General features: G+C 72.6%; 14 protein-coding genes. 5 read left to right on the plus strand and 9 right to left on the minus strand.

What is annotated here, in order from left to right:
- Nucleotides 1–18: 18 nt before the first annotated feature.
- A complete protein-coding gene (locus DFJ66_RS00120; RefSeq protein ID WP_121216752.1) occupies nucleotides 19–492 on the plus strand; it encodes a GNAT family N-acetyltransferase in 474 nt (157 codons plus the stop codon).
- Here DFJ66_RS00120 and DFJ66_RS00125 read toward each other — a convergent pair.
- From DFJ66_RS00125 to DFJ66_RS00155, 7 genes are all read right to left on the minus strand, one after another.
- On the minus strand, nucleotides 489–1,607 hold the full coding sequence (locus DFJ66_RS00125) for a thiopeptide maturation pyridine synthase (RefSeq protein WP_170199045.1): 1,119 nt from the start codon (nucleotides 1,605–1,607) through the stop codon (nucleotides 489–491). The two genes, DFJ66_RS00120 and DFJ66_RS00125, sit on opposite strands and share 4 nt — an antisense overlap.
- Nucleotides 1,604–2,551 (minus strand): thiopeptide-type bacteriocin biosynthesis protein, encoded by a 948-nt coding sequence (locus DFJ66_RS00130; protein ID WP_121216756.1) that lies wholly within the window; start codon nucleotides 2,549–2,551, stop codon nucleotides 1,604–1,606. The genes DFJ66_RS00125 and DFJ66_RS00130 overlap by 4 nt, the downstream gene beginning before the upstream one ends.
- Nucleotides 2,544–5,342, minus strand: a complete 2,799-nt coding sequence (locus DFJ66_RS00135) for a lantibiotic dehydratase (RefSeq protein WP_170199047.1) — start codon at nucleotides 5,340–5,342, stop codon at nucleotides 2,544–2,546. Before DFJ66_RS00135 ends, DFJ66_RS00130 begins: the two co-directional genes overlap by 8 nt.
- A gap of 63 nt (nucleotides 5,343–5,405) precedes the next feature.
- Nucleotides 5,406–5,606 (minus strand): hypothetical protein, encoded by a 201-nt coding sequence (locus DFJ66_RS00140; protein WP_121216760.1) that lies wholly within the window; start codon nucleotides 5,604–5,606, stop codon nucleotides 5,406–5,408.
- Nucleotides 5,607–5,813: 207 nt separating this feature from the next.
- Nucleotides 5,814–7,247, minus strand: coding sequence for a SagB family peptide dehydrogenase (locus DFJ66_RS00145; RefSeq protein WP_121216762.1), 1,434 nt, complete (start codon nucleotides 7,245–7,247; stop codon nucleotides 5,814–5,816).
- A 16-nt stretch (nucleotides 7,248–7,263) separates the two neighbouring features.
- Nucleotides 7,264–9,111 (minus strand): TOMM precursor leader peptide-binding protein, encoded by a 1,848-nt coding sequence (locus tag DFJ66_RS00150; RefSeq protein ID WP_121216764.1) that lies wholly within the window; start codon nucleotides 9,109–9,111, stop codon nucleotides 7,264–7,266.
- A complete protein-coding gene (locus DFJ66_RS00155; protein WP_147459129.1) occupies nucleotides 9,104–10,837 on the minus strand; it encodes a hypothetical protein in 1,734 nt (577 codons plus the stop codon). Before DFJ66_RS00155 ends, DFJ66_RS00150 begins: the two co-directional genes overlap by 8 nt.
- 142 nt (nucleotides 10,838–10,979) lie before the next feature.
- On the opposite strand from DFJ66_RS00155, the gene DFJ66_RS00160 reads away from it, so the two are divergent.
- From DFJ66_RS00160 to DFJ66_RS00175, 4 genes are read left to right on the plus strand one after another with little or no spacing between them, the layout of a single operon-like run.
- Nucleotides 10,980–11,915 (plus strand): lysyl oxidase family protein, encoded by a 936-nt coding sequence (locus DFJ66_RS00160; protein ID WP_246029488.1) that lies wholly within the window; start codon nucleotides 10,980–10,982, stop codon nucleotides 11,913–11,915.
- A gap of 48 nt (nucleotides 11,916–11,963) precedes the next feature.
- Entirely contained in the window at nucleotides 11,964–12,575 is a 612-nt protein-coding gene (locus tag DFJ66_RS00165; protein ID WP_121216768.1) for a TetR/AcrR family transcriptional regulator, read from the plus strand.
- Nucleotides 12,572–13,225, plus strand: coding sequence for a VC0807 family protein (locus tag DFJ66_RS00170; protein WP_246029489.1), 654 nt, complete (start codon nucleotides 12,572–12,574; stop codon nucleotides 13,223–13,225). Before DFJ66_RS00165 ends, DFJ66_RS00170 begins: the two co-directional genes overlap by 4 nt.
- Nucleotides 13,218–14,630, plus strand: coding sequence for an FAD-dependent monooxygenase (locus DFJ66_RS00175; RefSeq protein ID WP_121230418.1), 1,413 nt, complete (start codon nucleotides 13,218–13,220; stop codon nucleotides 14,628–14,630). Before DFJ66_RS00170 ends, DFJ66_RS00175 begins: the two co-directional genes overlap by 8 nt.
- On the opposite strand, the gene DFJ66_RS00180 is transcribed toward DFJ66_RS00175, so the two are convergent.
- Nucleotides 14,620–15,969, minus strand: coding sequence for a hypothetical protein (locus DFJ66_RS00180; protein ID WP_121216770.1), 1,350 nt, complete (start codon nucleotides 15,967–15,969; stop codon nucleotides 14,620–14,622). The genes DFJ66_RS00175 and DFJ66_RS00180 overlap by 11 nt on opposite strands.
- A 97-nt stretch (nucleotides 15,970–16,066) precedes the next feature.
- Nucleotides 16,067–17,503, minus strand: coding sequence for a non-reducing end alpha-L-arabinofuranosidase family hydrolase (locus tag DFJ66_RS00185; protein WP_121216772.1), 1,437 nt, complete (start codon nucleotides 17,501–17,503; stop codon nucleotides 16,067–16,069).
- Nucleotides 17,504–17,714: the final 211 nt, after the last annotated feature.

Here is a 17,714-nt window from a genome sequence, read left to right on the forward strand (position 1 = left end):
CAAGTGGGGAGAACCGTCATGGCAGAGGTGGCACTGAGGTCGGTGGAGGACGCCGATCTGGACGCGTTGTTCGAGCAGATGCGTGACCCGGAGTCGGTCCGGATGGCGGCCTTCACCGCGAAGGACCCGGACGACCGCGAAGCGTTCGACCGGCACATGGCGAAGATCCGGGCGTCTCCGGACACGACGCTGCGGGCCGTCACGCTGGACGGTCACCTGGTCGGCACCATCAGTTGCTTCGTGGTGGAGGGCGATACGGAGATCACCTACTGGATCGACCGTCCGGTGTGGGGCCAGGGCGTCGCTTCCCGGGCACTGGCCCTGTTCCTGGACCTGGTCGGGACACGTCCGCTGCACGCTCGCGCGGCGAGCGACAACCTCGGATCGCTCAGGGTCCTGGAGAAGGCGGGTTTCACACGCGTCGGCACGGAGACGTCCTTCGCGCAGGCCCGTGACGCCGAGATCGAGGAGACGGTGCTGCGCCTCGGCTAGCCGCCTTTCGAGCTCGAACGCGCCGGCGCGCTCTGAGGAGTGTTCGGGTGGGTGTTGACGAAGGACTGGACCATGTCGATCGCCGAGATGCCGTGGATCTCCTCGACCGCGTTCGCCGTCGCGTGGCAGGTGCGCATCCGTTCGTACGGTGTCAGGCCCAACCGGTTGATCTGGAGGTAGGTGCAGTTGAGCAGGAAGCGGTAGCGGAGGAAGCCCGGGTCGGCGAAGACTCCCCGGCGGAAGGCGCGGTTGCCGAACATCAAGGCGTGCATCGGTGCGCGGGGTGGGGTTGGCGGCGGGTCGGCCGGTAGGGGCGGGAAGACCAAGCCCCGGGTGATCAGCGGTGCTACTCGGGCTGCGTACTCCCTGCACACGGTGGCCCAGGCGTGGGCCAGCGGGGTCGGGTCGGGGGAGCCGGCGAGAGTGGCCAGGACGGCTCGGGTCCGGTCCACATAGGACTGCCGGTGGGTGTGGTAGTGCTGCTCGAACACCTGCCTGATCGCATCCGGCTTGTCGCACGCGTGGAGATAGCCCTCCGCGTGGGAGCGGTAGGAGACGAAGCTGCGGGTGATCGGCGGGCGAGCGGTGGCGGACGTGGCGAGCATGAGTTCCAGCGCCATCAGGTCCTTGCGGTCCTGCCCGTTGCGGGCTCGGGACAGCATGGTGAACAGGAGGGAGGTGGTGTCGGACGCGAAGGCGGCCATCAGTTCGGCGGTTTCGGGGCTGCGCACGACGTGCAGGCGGGAGTCGTAGGGCTGCTCGTGGACCGTGTTGTCGGGCAGCCACGGCGTGAGGGGACCGTCGTCGCGTTCGTGGTGGGCCAGCAGGCGGTGTTGGGCCAGGTCGTGGGCGAAGTCGGGGACGAACGTGGAGGGGTGCGCCTCCAGGTAGTCGCCGATGACGGTGTGGATGTGCGGTCGGACCACGTGCGTCCACGTGTCCGGGTCGGTCTTCACGAACAGGCGCACGTGCGGACCCCGACGCCAGTGCCGGGCCAGGTGGAGCCGCTCCGCGTACGGGCGCAGCTGCTCGAACAACGGGCGGACGGCGTCGAGGATGAGGTCGTCCTTGTCGGGGTCGTAGTACTGGACGTGCACGCAGTGCCATGCGCTCACAGCGGGGCCACCTCTTCGTGGAGTGCGGACAAGGTCGCGGTGGTGAGGGAAACCAGGTGCGCCTCGGTCGCGGCGGGCAGGCCCAGGCGGTTGCACAGCAGGTGCGTGCAGCGCAGGACGACGCAGGGGATCGTCGGGTCGTCCGGGCACAGCGCGCGGGCCAGTGCGGCGAACGGGGACAGCACGTCGGTCGGGCTGAAGTCGCGGAGTCCGGTCAGTGTGGTGTGCAGGGCGCGGACGGAGGACAGCCACGTCGCGAGGGGGTTGGTGGGCGCGGGCTTGCTGGGCGCGGAGTTGGTGGGCGCGGGGTTGGTGGAGGCGCGGGACCAGAGCAGGCGGGTCTGGTCGCGGTAGTGGTCGGGTACGGGGAGGTGGGAGTCGAAGCGTGTGGACGCCTGGGCCAGGTCGGGCTGGCACACCGCTGCCGCGAGGGTCAGCATGGCCAGGGCTGCGGCGGCACGTCGGTCGAGGGGGTGGGTGAGCAGTGCGGTGGCGATGCGGCTTGAGTCGGTGAAGTGCCGTTCGACGGCCTGGAGGGCTCGGCCGGTGCCGTAGGCGTGGTGTTCGGGCTGGTAGGTCGTGAACTCGACGGTGTCGGCCGGTCGCAGTCGTCGGTCCCAGTCGGGCATGCGCTCGGCTGTCGCGCGTCGGCGGGCGACGAGGTCGTAGCGGTGTTGGGTCCAGTCGTCGGGTGGTGTCGGGTGTGCGGAGAGGTGGTGCGCGCACGCGTTGGCCACGGCTGTCCGGACGTGTTCGGGCTGCTCGACCACGCGCAGCCGCAGCCGGACGTGCGGGCCGCCTTCCCAGTAGCGCAGGAAGAACCAGTCCTCGACGTGTCCTGCGCGCACCAAGTCCTCGCACAGCGGGGCCATCGCCTGTGTGATGAGGGAGTCCTGGTCGGCGCGGTGGAAGACGTGCGCGGCGACCCACACCGGTTCACCCATGGGAGTCCGGCGGGCGTTCCGACAACTCGAAGACGTACTCGGTGACCCGCTGCCCGTGCGGGCCGTGCTGGGGGGCGTCCGCGGGGTCGGGCAAGGCCTCCTCGAACACGACCTCGCCTTCGCGCGGCAGGGCGGACAGGCCGAACGAGCTCGTGAAGTCGAGGTAGACCGGTTTGCGGTCACGGCCGCGTCGCCCGGTCACGCGCGCGAAGCAGCGCTCGGGGAGGCCGTGCCGGTCGCGCCAGAGGGCCAGCGCCAACAGGGACTCCGCGTCGGACGTGCGGCGGGCGGGCAGGTCGGCGGCGGCCACTCGCCAACCGGCGCGGCCCAGGACGACCCGGCCGACCTCCAGCCTGGGGCGGCGGGCGACGCCGTCGACCGGTGGGCGCCAGCCGACGTCGTCGGGGAGGGTGAACGCGGTCTGGGGTTCGCCGAACACGGTCACCAGGAACCGCAGCGCCGGCGGCAGCAGGTCCGCCACGAGCATGCCCAACGCGAGCGGGCGCACCTGGCGTCCCTCCCGGTCGCACAGCACCAGCCGGCCGCGCGCCGGGTCGTGCCGGACCCACAGGTCCGCCGGGGACAGCGCCGAGCCGTCCGGTGGTTGCCCGTCGGGGTGGTCGGGTGGTTGGCCGCTGGGGTGGTCGGGTGGTTGCCCGCCGGGGTGGTCGAGGGCGTGCGGCACGGCGGGTGCGCGTTGGTTGAGTTGCGAGCCGAACGCTGCCCGGCACTCGGCCAGGAGCACGTCCGGCCCGGCGGTGGCGGGCGTGCGGGTGGGGACGGTGACACCGGCGGTCCGCAGGAGGTGTTCGGTGCGGGTGACGCCCCAGCCGTAGCCGGTGCGCACGGTGTTGAGCACGAACCGCGGCCCGTCCGGGCCGAACGGTCCCGTGCCGAGGAGTGCTGGGCCGGGCAGTGCCGGGCGGGGCAGTGCTGGGCCGGGCAGTTCCTGGCCGTAGCAGCACACCGAGTGCGGGGCGACGACGTGCGCGGGCCAGGAGGCGGCGAGTTTCGCGAGCACCTGCGGGTCGACGCTGACGATGTCGTCGTCGTTCGTGCCGTACAAGCCGGCCAGCGTGGCTCGCCGCAGGTCGGACGGTCGGTCGGGCGGGCTGGGATGCGCGCGGAACTCCCGGTAGAGGTGGAGGAACGAGACGTGCGCGCGTGGGCCGAAACGGTCGCGGAAGAAGGCGGCGAGGTGCAGCTTGAACGGTAGCGACCGGTCTAGCGCGCCCAGGATTCCGCGTATGGCTTCCAGGTCGTCGAGCACGGGTTGCCATCGGTCGCGTGCGCAGACGACGACTGGTTGGGGCAGAACGGCGTTTTCCAGCAGCAGCGGTCGTCGGGCCGGCCACCGGTCCCGGCCGAGGTCGGTGAGGAGCCCGTCCAGCAGGTCGCGGACCAGGCGCAACCGTTCGATGCGCCCGGTGGTCAGGGTGGGGTAGCCGGCGACCGCTATCTGCAAGGCGCGCAGGCGGGTCGGCCAGGGTGATCCGGGGGCGTGGGACTCGACCCAGCGGGCGAGGTGGTCCAGGGGGTCGGCGGACTGGTCGGGGAACGGGCGCAGCGGCTCGAGCAGTCCCAACGCGACCAGCTCGTCCACGGCGGCGCGGTCGCCCGCGAGGTGACAGACCAGTGAGCCCACAGTGGGTTCGGCGGTGGTGTGGACGAAGTCCAGCAAGTCGAGCACGGCCTTGGTCGCGGCGACGGACACGATCGGCTGGCCGCGGGCGGCACCGAGGAACCACAGCCGGTCGCCGTCCCGCTCGACCGACGGGTTGACCCGCAGCCCGACGTGGTCGCGCAACGGGGCGGACGCGGCCAGCGCGGACCACAGCGCCAGCACCGCCGCCCGGTCCACCTCCGCGACTCCGACCCAGTCGAGCTCGCCCGACGACACTACGGACGGCGCCACCGCCGGCACCGCTGACCGCGCCACTGACGGGGCTACTGACGGCACCACCGCCGGCGCCACGGACGGCGGCACCGCCGGTACCGCCACCGGCGCCACTGACCGCGCCGCTGACCGCGCCACCGCCGGCACCGCCGCCGGCGCCGCTGACCGCGCCACTGTCGGCACCGCCGGCGCCACTGTCGGCACCGCCGCCGGCGCCACTGACCGCGCCACTGTCGGCGGCACGGCCGGCACTACCGCAGGGCCGCCCTGGCACCACCGGCCCAGGCCGCTGAGCGTGAAGGACGCGTACGGGCTCGGCTTGACCACCGCCCGCGCGAGGTACTTGGCGAGACTGGCCAGCGCGCCCGGCCCTGGCTCCGGCGCGGCCGGGTCGTCCAGCCACGCCGACACCGACCGGGTCAGGTCCGGGCTGGCCGTGGCCAGGGCCAGGCGGAACGCGTCGCGCCGGGCCGCCACCCGCAACGCCGCCACGGCCGCCGCCCGGTCCTCGGCCAGCGCCCGCGCAACCTCGGCCACCGGGTCACGTGCCGCCGCCGCAGCCCAGCGCTCCAGCCGCGCGGCGAGGTGGGCAGGGCGCACGGACCACACCCTTGCGGTCGGCCGTCGACCCCGGAACACCGCCCGCCGCAACGCCACCAGCAGCGGGCGGTCGTCGTCGGCGCAGCGCCCGATCACCGGGTGCAGCAGGTCGGACAGCGCTTTCCCCTCCTCGCGCAACCACCGGGCGCGCGCCACGGCGTCGTCCAGCGCGGCTTCGGTGCGCGGGCACCGCAGCGCGTCGAGGTCGGCCACGGGCGCGCCGCCGACCCGGACACCGACCACGGCGTTGACCTCGTAGTCGGCGGGTCCTGAGGGGGAAGCGTTGGGCTGCAAGGGGCCGCTCCAGGCGGTGGGGGTGGGAGCGCCCGTCGCGGACGCTCCCACCGGCGTTGTGGGCTACTCGATCACGCGGTAGAGGTCGTCGCATTCGCAGCAGTCGCAACTGCCGCCGCCCATGCGGTCGCAGTCTTCGCAGGACGCGCCGAGTTCGGTGAGGCCGTGGCCCTGGGTCAGGTCCTCCGGGCCGACGGCCGGGACGACGCCGATGGACTCGACGGCGAGGTCGTCGAGGCTGAGCGCGGGCTTGGAGGCGGTCATGGGGAATCACTTCCTGTCGCTGTTTCCGTTGTGCCCGAACGATTTCCGAGCACCACGGCCAGTGCAGCACGACATTCCGGGGCGTCGCAGCGCAGTCACCCGCGCGGGTTGCGGCGGACGATCTCCCGCCGGCACGCGGCGTAGTCGGCGGTCGGCCGGGGCGGCGCGGGCTCACCTGCCTGTGCCCCGCTCGTGGCGTACGGGCGGTTATGTCAGGGCCGCGGTCACCGTGCTGCCGGGTCGGGCGGTACCCAGAAGCAGGAATGACAGCGAGCGCAGTGGTCCGGCCAGGCCCAGGGCGGCGTCGGTGACCGGACTGGTGCCGTCCGAGTGGAGACGCGCGGTGAGGCCGGCGGCGGTCGCGGCGAGCGTGGCGCGGTGCACGACCAGGCCCGCTTCGGCCTGCTGGAGCCGGTACCAGCGGTCGCCGAAGCAGGTGTGCCCGGTCGCCTGGTCGCCGACCGGCACCACGACGGCCGCCGCCTCGGGCAGCGCCAGGACGGTGTTGGGCCGCAACCGGGCGCCCCGGAGGTCGCCGGTGCCGCCGGTCGGGACCAGCGTGCCGCGGTGGTACCGGTAGGCGCCGGCCGGGATGCCGGTGACCCGCCGGACCAGCACGTACGGCGTCACGGTGACCGGGGCGTCGGTGCTGCCGGGCAGGTCGCCGGGGTAGCCGGCCGCGCAGTGCGCGAGGATCGCGGCGAGGGTGTCGGCGGCCATCGGGCGGGGCAGGAAACCGTTGTCCGGGGAGCCGCGCAGCGCCAAGCCGTCGGTCAGCCGCACCGGGCTCGGTGCGGGCAGGCGCACGACCGGGCCGTGTGGCGCGGGCGGTGGCGGTGGCACGACACCGGGTTGTGGCCCAGCGCCTGCCGCGTGCAGCGCGGTCAGCAGCGGCAACCGGTCCACCACGCTGGGCGGGGGACGTTCCTCGGCTGCCGCGGTCTGCCCGGGAGGCGGTCCGGCGGTGGTGGCGGTGCCGCACGTGAACGCCCCGAGCACGCCTTCACGCGTCGGGTCCAGGCCCAGCAGCCACTGGCAGGCGGCGTCGTCGAACCGCCAGTGCACCGCCGTGTCCACGCCGAGCAGGTCGCCCAGCGCCAGCGCCTGCGCGCTGAGCACGCCCACCTCCTGGCACTGGAGGCGGTAGGCGAACTCCTTGTACTTGAACCCGTTGCGCCAGAACACCGCCGCCAGCACGACGACCAGCTCCGGCAGCCGGTCGGGTGGGCGGTCCAGGGCCGCGCGCAGCAACGGCCGGTGGTCACCCGCGCGGATGAGGTCGAGGGCGTGGTGGGCGGCGTCGTAGTGGTAGAGGCCGTCGCGCAGCGCGATGTAAGCCTCGATCGGGTACAACCCGCCACCCGAAGGCGCGGGTCGCTTGAGTCGCACGCCACCACCGTGCGCCCACTCCGCGCGGGTCACGCCGAGCAGGCCGCGCAGCAGGTCGCCGGGCAGCAACGGTTCCCGCCACGGCAGCACGACCCGACCTCGCGGCGGGTAGCGCTTGTACGTCGGCGGCGCGGCGCTCCAGTCGATGTGCTCGCGGCGGCGTGCGGCCAGGGCGCGCAGGTAGTCGCGTGCGGCCTCGCCCGGCACGGCGTCGGACCGGGTTTCCGGTGCGGCCACTCGGGATTCGGACACGTCGCCTCCCGGCGTTTCAGGGGAACGGGTGCGGGTGTGGGTTGAGCGGGCCGGGGTGGTGGCCGAGCAGGCGCGGCACGGTGTGCAGGCGCGGCAGGCCGTGCGTCCGGCGGTGCCGGTGGCCGAAGGTCATCGACAGCGTGCCCGGCACGACCACCTTCGCCGCCGCGAAACCGCCCGCGCGGTGCTCCGGCGTGGTGGTCTCGACGGCGATCACGTCCAAGCCGCTGTCGGTGTAGCGCCGGACCGCCTCGGCGAGGTCGTCGGCGAGGTCGTGGTGGACCGGCCACGCCGTGCGCGCCCGAAGCTCGGGCAGCGACAGCGCCGAACCGCCGAGGAAGGACAGGCGGTCGGCCGTGCCGGGATGGCCGTAGAGCAAGCCGTGGTCGGACATCTCGCGGACCTCGTCGGGGTCGGCGAGCATCCGCGCCGCCTTGTCGGCGTCGAAAGCGCCCATGCGCCTGCCGATGCCCGCGGCGGCGTCGATCAGCGCGGTCAGCAGTGCCCGTTCCGGGTCCGGGTGCGCGGCGGCGCTGAAGGCGTGGCGGGGCACGTCGGTGCGGCGCAGGGTGTCGGTGCCCAGCACCATCACCGCGGGCACCCGTTGTTCCAGCGTGATCGAGTAGGCGGTCATCGTGTAGCCGAGCCGTTGCCGCACGAACTCCGCGACGACCGGGATGCGCTTGTCCCGCGCGGAGGCCAGGTCCAGTTCGGGAACGGGCATTCGCGCGTACCAGGTCATCAGGAACGCGTCCCGCTCGGCGACCTCCAGCAGCCCGTGAAGGACCGCTTCCTCGAAGCAGCCGCCCAACGCGCACCCGTTGGAGCACTCGTAGACCAGTCGGTTGTCCTGCGCCGGCGTCCGTGCCCCGTAGTAGGCGTAGCTCTCCGGCACCAGCACCGGTTCCGACCGCCCGAACGAGAAGCCCCACACCCAGGCCAGCGGGCGGTCCGGGTCGAAGCGGTCGAAGGGGAACCCGGGCCGGTCGTACCAGTCGTCGGGGTACAGGCCCAGCGTGCGCGGGTCGACCGCCCGGTCCGCGACCTCGGTGTACGGCGCGGTGACGGCGGTGCGGCGGCCCAACGGGCGGTGGTTGCCGTAGCGCTCCAGCGCCTCGGTGATCGCGGTGAGGCGCGCGGAGCGGAAGTCCCGGCTGCGACCGTAGCCGTGCCTGCTCTCGTGCGATGTCGGCGGTCCCAGCCGGGCCACGGCGGTCGGGATGCCGTGGGGCGCACCCGCCGAGAGCGAGGCGATCACCCCGGTCCGGGAGTCCACGAAGGAGTGTGCGAGGTCGGGCCACCGGCCGTCGAGCCGGGTGGTCCGCAGTGTCGCCGGGTCCGGTTTGGGCAGCGGACGACGGCGGACGACCCACGGGCCGTCGTCGGGGAGGTTCGCGCAGTCCGGGCACAGCGGGTCGGGTAGCAGGACGTGTCGCGTGATCAGGCCCGTCGCCAGGGACAGCAGCAGCACCGCGCCCACCGTGCGGCCGTCGTCGCGCGCCAGCTCGTCGCGCACCACCTCGACGACCGCGTGTGTCGTCAACGGCGTGACCAGCGGGTTCGGTGCGTCCACCGGATCGTCGCCGAACTCGCGGCACAGCGCGGCCCAGCCGTCGTGGTCCGGTCGGTTGGCCGCCCAGCGGCGTTCGGCGCAGGTGTCGCAGCCGGGCACCCCCGGCCGGACCAGGGGACCGATCCGGACGTGCGGCCCGTCGACCCGCACCGGCAACCACACCGCGTCCGCCACACGACCCGCGTGCACCCAGGCGTCGCCGAGCGCCTCGGCCAACGCCGCCCGCAGCGGTTCCGGGCCGACCACCCCGACACTGGTTCCCGTGGTGAGCTCTGCCAGCAGGTCAGTCATCGCCCACCACCACCCTGACCAGGCAGGGCACCCGCTCGCGCACGGCGTCGTCGGCCACCAGCGGCACCGCCACGACCGTCCGTCCCGCACGGCGCAACGCCGTCGCCAGGGACCGGCACCGCGGGTCGTCGGCCGCCGGGAGCCCGTCGCCCTCGGCCACCCACCGGGTGATCACCGCCTGCGGACCGCACTGCCGGCGCAGCAGCACGCGTTCCAGCCCGTCGCGCAACGCTTCGACGGCCGTGGCCGCGCAGGTGACCACCGACTCGCCGGCCACGCGGAACACGAAAGCGGGCACGCCCAGCACATCCCCCTGGTCCGCCACCTCCACGGGCACGTCGGCCGCACGCAGCAACCGCAGCAGCTCCACCGTCCGCTCGTCACCCGAGGACCGCACCACGGTCTCCGGATCGCACGGCCGACCCGGCTCGTCGCTGCGGCTCACCAGCGCTTCGCAGTGGGCGCGCAGCCCGGCCGCGACCGCGTCACCCCACGACCGGCCCGCCGCCACGCCGACCGGAGCCCGGTACGGGGCCTGGGCGTTGACCGCGGGCATCGCACACGGCCGGCCGGTCAACAGGTCCACACGCTCACCGCCCCGGTCGACCAGGCTGCCGTAGGTCGCCAGCGCGGCCAACGCGGTGTGCCACCGGGCCCTGTCCCGGTCCACGCCCCAACCGACGACCTGCGGCAGCGGTGCCCAGCCCGGCAGCACGGCTTCGGGATCGGACACCGTGGCCCGGCACACCGCCAGCGGCACCTGCGGCAGGTCGTCCTCGTCCAAGGCCCGCAACACGCCCACCCGCTCGTCGACCAGCCGCTCGTCCACGCGGTCGGTGTCCGCCACGGCGTCGGTCCGGACGGGCTCGGTGAACGCGTAGGGGAGGGGCCGGTGGGTGCGCGCGGACAGGTCCCGCAGGTCGATCCGCGTCAAGACCGGTTCCTCGGCCGCCGTCCCCGTCAGGTGGCGGAAGCACGACAGGGCGACGTGCGCGGCGATGATCCCCGGCACCGGTCCGGTCAGCAGGTCTTCGTCCGAGTCGTGCAGTGAGCCCAGCCGGCGCGTGCACGCCACGACCCGTTCGGGTGGACCGACCGCCGTCACCCAAGCCTCGGCGCCACCCACGAGCACCAGACCCACTGCCTTCGCGTCGAGCTCCATGGGTCGGTCGGACACGCACAGCAGCAGATCTGGGTCCGAAGGCGGTCCCGTGTGCACCACGACCTCCTGTGCACTGTCCCGCACGGCACCGGGTGGCACCACGTCATCGGTGCACACCTCCACCCGCCGCCACCCGGACCGCAACCCCGCTTCGAGCAGCGCCGCCAGCACGGGACCGTGACCCACCAACGCCACCCGCGCCGACCGCAGCCGCTCGAACCGGTGCTCGGCGGAGTCGGTGGCGTACCGGAGGAACGCGATCTCGGGGGCGTAGACCCGTTGCTCCTCCTCGGTGAGCGAGTGCGGCTCGTCGTCCCGGGCGTCCACCAGCAACTGCTGGTCCAGCAACGACCGGACCAGGTGCTCCACCACGTCCCGCTGCTCGCTCTTCAGCGGCGCGACGAGGTCGTCCAGCGCGTGCTCGCCGGTGAGGAAGGGCGCGAGCCGGTCCAGCCACTCGTAGGCGGCGCCACCGGTCAGCGTGCACGCTCCGGCGGAGCCGCGGACGTACACCCCTTCGGAGCTCTTCACGTACCGCACGTCGGCACGAAGCCGTGGACGCATGACGACCCCTCCGCGACAGTGGTGACCGTTCCTCGACCGTAATCGAGGTCGTCCTACCCGACCGGTGCTCGAAGCGTGACGAGCTACCACGGTCGAGTGGTGACGACCGGTCACCACCGCGGCGTGGCGTTACGTTGGCCCGGTGTTCAAGAGTTTCCCGGCCGTGATGACGGTGGTGGTCGCGTTGGGTGTGCCCGCGCCGACCGGTCAACTGCTGCCGGACCTGCGCCAGGCGCCCGTGGGGTGTCCGGGTGGGACGAACCTCGACCCGGCGCAGTGCCAGGACTGGGACGTGTGCCTGGTGGCGGACGCGTCCAAGCCCAGAGGACCGTGCCTTGAGACCGGGCCGGCCTCAGCGGTCCGGTTGCGGTTCACCACCTCGGCGGACAACGTCGGTGACGGTCCGCTGGTGATCTACGCGCAGAGGTCCGCCGACGAGCCGACCATGCGCGCGCGGCAGGCCTTCCAGTCCGGTGTGGACGGAACGATCCCCGACTCTTTCGACCAGGCGCAACGCGACCTGCCGGCCACCGTGTACTACGAGCCGTCCGCCACCCACGAGCACTGGCACCTGCTCGACTTCGAGCACTTCATGCTGCGCACCCCCGACGGCCGGACGGTCGTGACGGACCGCAAGAACGGCTTCTGCCTGGGCGACCGCTACACCACCGCCGACGCCGCCGACCTGCCCGCCCGACCCCAGGACCCGGCGAGCGCGGAAGGGCGGCTGGGGAAGTTCCTGCGCGCCAACATGTGCAAGCGCCACGACCCGGCGGCGACCAGCGTGAAGCAGGGCATCTCGGTGGGGTGGGGTGACGACTACGGCTACAAGGTCGACTTCCAGTGGCTCGACCTCACGCGCGTGCCGTCAGGGGTGTACGACGTGGTCAACGTCGTGAACGCGGACCGCAGCCTGGTGGAGAAGAGCTACGACAACAACGTCTCCTCCATCGCGATCGCGCTGCAATGGCCTTGGGGCGCGCGCAACCCGCCGGACGTGATCTCTTCGCCACCACACGTGAAGCTGATCCGCAGTTGCCCGGGACGGGAGCGGTGCGCCGTGGCCTGGCCCCCGTGATCCGAGCCGATGGTTGCCGGTTTTGCTCACTTGAGCTAAATTTTGCTCATGCGAGCAACACGGGGGCGGACGTTCACGGAGACCGGACGGCGGGCGCAGATCGTCGCGGCGGCGGTCGAGACGATTGCCGAGGTGGGGTACCAGCAGGCTTCCTTCGCCAAGATCGCGAAGAAGGCCGGGCTGAGCAGCACCGGGATGATCTCCTACCACTTCACCGGCAAAGAAGACCTGGTCCGCGCGGTGGCGGAGGACGTCGTGGCCACCGTCACGGCGTTCATGCGGGAGCGGATCGAGGCCGCGGTGGGACGGGCGGCGCGGTTGCGGGCCTATGTCGAGTCCAACATCGAGGTGGTCGGCGCTCACCCCGCGCACGTGCGTGCGCTGCTGAGCATCCTGGCCGGTGAGCGGAGCGGGGCGGACACGTCCGTGCTCACCGAGCGGGTCGGGCGCCTCGAAGCGGAGCTGCGGGACGGGCAGCGGGCGGGGGAGTTCGGCGACTTCGACCCCGCCGTGATGGCCCTCGCCATCACCGGGGCGATCGACGCCTTGGTCACCAGCCTCTGCCGGGAGCCCGCGACGGACGCCTCCCTCACGCACAGCGCCAAGGAACTCGCCGACCTCCTGCTGCGCGCGGCCGGTGCGCGGGGGAGCGCGTCGTGACCGCGCCGGTGCGGCGGGACGGGATGCGTGCGCTGGTCCGGCAGAACCTCGCCGGTGTGCTGTTCGACGTGGTGGTCCCGCTGGTCCTGTACTACGGGCTGCGGGCCGTGGGCGTGAGCCAGTGGTGGGCACTGCTCGTGGGTGTCCTCGCCGCGGTCCCTCGGATCGCGATGGGCATCTGGCGTGCCCGGAGGGTGGACCTCCTGGCCCTGCTGAGCATCAGCGTCATGCTGTTCAGCCTGGGCATCGGCCTGCTCACCGACGACCCGCGCGCCCTGGCGGTCCGCGAGGGTTGGGTGGGGGCGCTGTTGGGGCTGTTCGGGCTGTGGATGGTCGTGTCCGTCCTGGTCCGCCGGCCCGTGCTGATGACCCTCGGGCGTGCCGTCGCCGTCAGCAAGGTCGGCGAGGCCGGTGCCGTGGCGTGGGAACGGCGGTGGCGCGAGGACTCAGGGTTCCGGCACGCCATGGGCCTGCTGTCGGCGGTGTGGGGGCTGGGTCTGTTCGTCAGTGCGGTCGCGGGGGTCGTATTGAGCTACACCCTGCCCATCGACCTGATCAACCTCGTGACCAGCGTGCAGTTCTACGCGGTACTGGCCCTGCTGCTGGCCTTCCACCTGTACTACACGAAGAAGCGTGGTCTGCGTGCCTGACACGGATGTGCTCGTCGTCGGCGCGGGGCCGACCGGACTGCTGCTGGCGAACGAACTGGCCCTCGCCGGCGTGGACGTCGTCGTGGCCGAGCAGCGGCCGGAACGCAGCGGCCAGTCGCGGGCGCTGAGCCTGCAACCCCGTTCGGCCGAGATCCTGGACCTGCGGGGGTGGCTCGACCCGATCGCCGAGCAGTCCCTGGCCAGGCTGCCCGCCGGGCACTTCGCCGGGATGCCCGTCCACTACGGCGACCTGGACACCCGGTTCCCGTACCAGCTCGGCGTCGAGCAGTCCGTTGTGGAGGCTCACCTGGAGGGCCTGCTCGGCGCGGTGGCACGCGGCCACGTGCTGGTCGGACTGGAGCAGGACGAGGAGGCGGTCACGGCCGCCTTCGACGTCGGCGGGACGCGGAAGGTGCTGACCGCCCGCTACCTGGTCGGTGCGGACGGCGGGCACAGCACGGTCCGCAAGCTCGTCGGCGCGGAGTTCCCGGGCCGGGCCGGGCGCGTCCGGATGGCCGTCGCGGACATCACCCTGGCGTCCGCGGACGACCAGGGCTGGCGGCTGCCGTCGTTCGGCGACACGACCGCGGGCTTCCGCCACCTGATCCCGTTGCGGGAGGGCCGGAGCCGGCTGCTGTTCGCCGGCCCCGAACAGCAGGAACTAGCCCGCGACGCCCCGGTCACCGCGGCGGAGGTCCAACGCGCGCTCGGCGACACCGCCCGCGTGGAGGAGGTCTGGTGGGCCTCCCGGTTCACCGACGCCTCCCGCCAGGCGGCGCGCTACCGCCACGGCCGCGTCCTGCTCGCCGGCGACGCCGCCCACATCCACCTGCCCATCGGCGGGCAGGGGCTGAACCTGGGCCTGGGCGACGCGTTCAACCTGGGCTGGAAGCTCGCCGCGCACGTCACCGGCCGAGCACCGGCCGGCCTGCTGGACACCTACCACGCCGAGCGCCACCCCGTGGCCGCGGCCGCGTTGGCCAGTGCGCGCGCCCAGGGCGTGCTCACCATCCCCGACGAGGACGTCGCCGCCCTGCGCGGCTTCGTGGCGGACCTGATCTCCGACCCGGCCACCAACCGGCGACTCGCCGAGCAGCAGGCCGGGCTGGACGTCCGGTACGCGGTGCCCGGTGCGGCACACCCGTTGCTGGGCCTGCGGATGCCGGACGTGGACCTGCCCGACGGCACCCGGCTGAACACCCGGTTCCGCGAGGGGCGCAGCGTGCTGCTGGACACCTCCGGCCGGTTCGACCACGTCGTGTCGCATGTGGACGGACCCGACCCGTCCCGGTACGGCGTGGCGGGGGACCAGGCCGTCCTCATCCGCCCGGACGGGCACGTCTGCTGGATCGGCGACGACGAGGACTCCTTGCGCGCGGCCCTGGCCGGCGTGGTCACGGGGTGATCGTGACGGTGACCTCGTCGAAGTGCCGGCGGCCGATCGACGCGCGCACCCGGACCGTGCCCGGCCGCGTGCCGATGGTGAGTTGACCCGTCGCCGGGTCGATGGTGCAGCCGAGGGCGCGGCCGACGATGCGGAAGGTGATCGGCGCGCCGGTCGGGGTCGATTCGGCGCTGATCGTGACGGTGTTCGTGGCTCCGGGCGCGGACACGGCCACGGTCGCGGCGTCCGCCTGCGCGTTGCGCACCGCCGCATCGCCCGTGTAGTCGTCGCGGTGCTCGACACCGTTGACGGTGACGACGAACTGCGGTGCGCCGGGGCTGTCCTCTCGCAACTCGCGCTTGTGGTCCACCGTGGCGAACGCGGTTCGGAACCTGTCCGTCGGGACCTCGACCGAGCGCAGGTCCTGGCTGACGGTGAACTCGGCGGGCAGCGCCTGCGTCGGAGTCGGGTTGGAGGCGTTCGCGATGAACGGGCGGATGCTGAGCCCCCGCCGCCCGATGGCGACGTTGTCGTCGCCCGTCATCGTCCCCGACGCGTCGATCCCCCAGCCCCCGTCGACGTCCCGCGGGTTGTTGGTTTCCAGGGTGAACGGCCCGAACGGTGTCTCGATGCGGTGCTGCGTGCCGTTGGGGTTGGGCAAGCGGGGGAAGATCTCGTTGACCCGACCGCCCTCGCACTCGGCGCCGGAACGACCGCCCGGCGCCGCGAAGGTGTGCTGGAACGCCGCGCCGTACTCGTCCGCACGGGCGGAACCGGTCTCGGCCGTCGAGGCGATGCTCTCCGGGGCCGCGATCAACGCCACGTCGATGCTCGCGGTCGCGGCGGGCGTCGTGCTGTCCGCGGCCTTGATCGTGATGGTGCCGCCTTGCTGGTCGGCACCCAGCGTCACCCGCCCGGTGGTGTCGATGGCCGTGCCGGAGCCGATCGCCGCGGTGCCCGCCTCCAGCGACCAGTCGACCCTCTGGCCCGCCGGGACGCCGGCTTGGAGGGTTGACGCGGCGGGGATCGGCACCGAGATCAGCTGGTGGTTGACGTGCACCGGGCCGACCGCGACGCCGGGGGCGAAGCGCTGCGCGGTGAGCACGCCGCTGACCGCCCGGTTGCCCGCGGTGCGTTGCAGCGCCAGGACGTCCGCCGCCGAGCCGACCGCCGCCTTGCGTACCGCCGCCAAGCCGACCGTCGCCGAGCGGGCCGGTGCCGAGCCGACCGTCGCCGAGCTGACCGTCGCCGAGCGGACCGGAGCCGAGCGGGCCGCCGCGGTGCCGACCACCACCGGCGGCCTGCGCGAGCCGGCGCGGTGTGCCGGAGCCCGGTGTGCCGGCAGCAGGTCGAACACCATCTTCCCAGGTTAGGCGGGGTGTGTACGGGCGGCAACGCCCGAAGGGGCAGCTCCGGCTGCCCCTTCGGGCATCGTCACCAGGTCCGCGCGCGGCGGATCAGCGCTGGAGGGTCAGCACGCCCGGACGGTAGGGCAGGAGGCCGTAGTCGCCGCCGGAGTTGGGGCTGCGGCCCTGGTACAGGAACTGCAGGTTGCAGGGGTCGATGGTCTTGGTCTGGTCCGGGTTGGTGCGGATGAGGTCGCCGTGGCTGATGTCGTTGGTCCAGGTCGCGCCGCTGTTGGCCTTGCCCGCGAACGGGTTGCTCTCGCTGGCGGCCTGCGGGGTCCACGAGCCGCTCAGGCTGCTGGAGGTGAACGATCGGAAGTAGCGGCCGTTGGCGCCCATGGCTTCGACGATCATCAGGTACTGGTTGCGGTCCTTGACCTTGTAGACCTCGACCGCCTCGAACAGGTTGGCCTGGGTGTCGCTCATGATCGTGGTGTAGTTCGAGCCGAAGCTGCCCGGGAAGTTCCCGATCGGCATGCTCGCCCGGTAGATCTTGCCGTTGTCACCGGCGAAGAACAGGTACATGTTCTGGTCGTCGGCGATGAGCGTCTGGTCGATCGGGCCGGTGCCGGAGCCGGAGATGCTGCCCGTGAACAGGGTCTGCGGCGCGGACCAGCCGTTGGGGTTGGTCGGGTCGGTGGAGGTCCGGTAGCTGAACGCCGGGCCGCCCCACTGGTAGGCGAGCACCCAGATGTTCTTCGGCGCGAAGTAGAACAGGGTGGGCGCCACCGTGCCGGAGTTCATCGCCTGCTGGGGTGCGGATGCCATGTCGGACCAGTTGGTGAACAGGCCGAAGTTCATCGAGCCCCAACTGGTGCCGGTGTCGTGCGTGGTCGCGTAGACCAGGTGCTTGCCGTTGTACATGACGTGGGTGAAGTCCTTGAGCGAGACCCAACCCTGCCTCGGGGTCGCCAACGCGCCCGTCGACGACCAGCGGTAGCTCGACGGGAGGGAGCACCCGCCGGGCGTGGTGGTTGTGGTCGTCGTCGTGGTGGTGGTTGTGGTGGTGCTCGTCGTGACGGTGGTGGTGCCCGGGGTGGTCGTCGTGGTCGTGGTGCCCGTGCACTGCACCCCGTTGAGGTAGAAGCTCGCCGGGACCGGGTTGCTGCCCGTCCACGACCCGTTGAAGCCCAGCGACACCGCACCGCCCGTGGCGACCGAGCCGTTGTAGTCGACGTTCCGCGCGTCCACCACCGACCCGTTCTGCGTGACGGTGGTGTTCCACGCCTGCGTCACCGTCTGCCCGGCGCCGAACGACCACGCCAGCGTCCACCCGGTCAACGGGTCGCCGAGGTTGGTGAACGACACGTTGGCGGTGAACCCGCCCTGCCACTGCGACGCCACGGTGTAGTTCACCGAGCAGCCCGCCACCGCGGCACCCGCCGGCACCGCCACGAGAACCGCCGCCCCGGCCAGCAGTACGGCACTCGCCGCCGCCGCGCCGGCGTGGGCCGCCTTGAATCTCGTCCTGAAGCTGCGTCGTTGCATCGACCTGACACCTTCCCTTTTACGGCCTTCTGACCAGCGGGTTTGCCATTGAGCGCGGTTGCGGTGAGCGCACTGCTAAAGATTGGCGGAATTCTTTAGCGCACCCTCGTCAATTCATTGATCAGAGTGGGGTGCGCAGTCCCCCGAGGTCAACCGTGCGTGCTTCGACCGTCTCAATGGGTCGGGACCGGCCGGCCGGCGGGCGGCGACG

The sequence above is a fragment of the Saccharothrix variisporea genome (genome assembly GCF_003634995.1).
GTDB lineage: Bacteria > Actinomycetota > Actinomycetes > Mycobacteriales > Pseudonocardiaceae > Actinosynnema > Actinosynnema variisporeum.

What these genes read in the sequence shown, in the direction of transcription:
- DFJ66_RS00140 (WP_121216760.1), bottom strand. Translation starts at nt 5,606, where the DNA reads ATGACCGCCTCCAAGCCCGCGCTCAGCCTCGACGACCTCGCCGTCGAG.
- DFJ66_RS00130 (WP_121216756.1), bottom strand. Translation starts at nt 2,551, where the DNA reads ATGGGTGAACCGGTGTGGGTCGCCGCGCACGTCTTCCACCGCGCCGAC.
- DFJ66_RS00150 (WP_121216764.1), bottom strand. Translation starts at nt 9,111, where the DNA reads ATGACTGACCTGCTGGCAGAGCTCACCACGGGAACCAGTGTCGGGGTG.
- DFJ66_RS00185 (WP_121216772.1), bottom strand. Translation starts at nt 17,503, where the DNA reads ATGCAACGACGCAGCTTCAGGACGAGATTCAAGGCGGCCCACGCCGGC.
- DFJ66_RS00180 (WP_121216770.1), bottom strand. Translation starts at nt 15,969, where the DNA reads ATGGTGTTCGACCTGCTGCCGGCACACCGGGCTCCGGCACACCGCGCC.
- DFJ66_RS00155 (WP_147459129.1), bottom strand. Translation starts at nt 10,837, where the DNA reads ATGCGTCCACGGCTTCGTGCCGACGTGCGGTACGTGAAGAGCTCCGAA.
- DFJ66_RS00120 (WP_121216752.1), top strand. Translation starts at nt 19, where the DNA reads ATGGCAGAGGTGGCACTGAGGTCGGTGGAGGACGCCGATCTGGACGCG.
- DFJ66_RS00165 (WP_121216768.1), top strand. Translation starts at nt 11,964, where the DNA reads ATGCGAGCAACACGGGGGCGGACGTTCACGGAGACCGGACGGCGGGCG.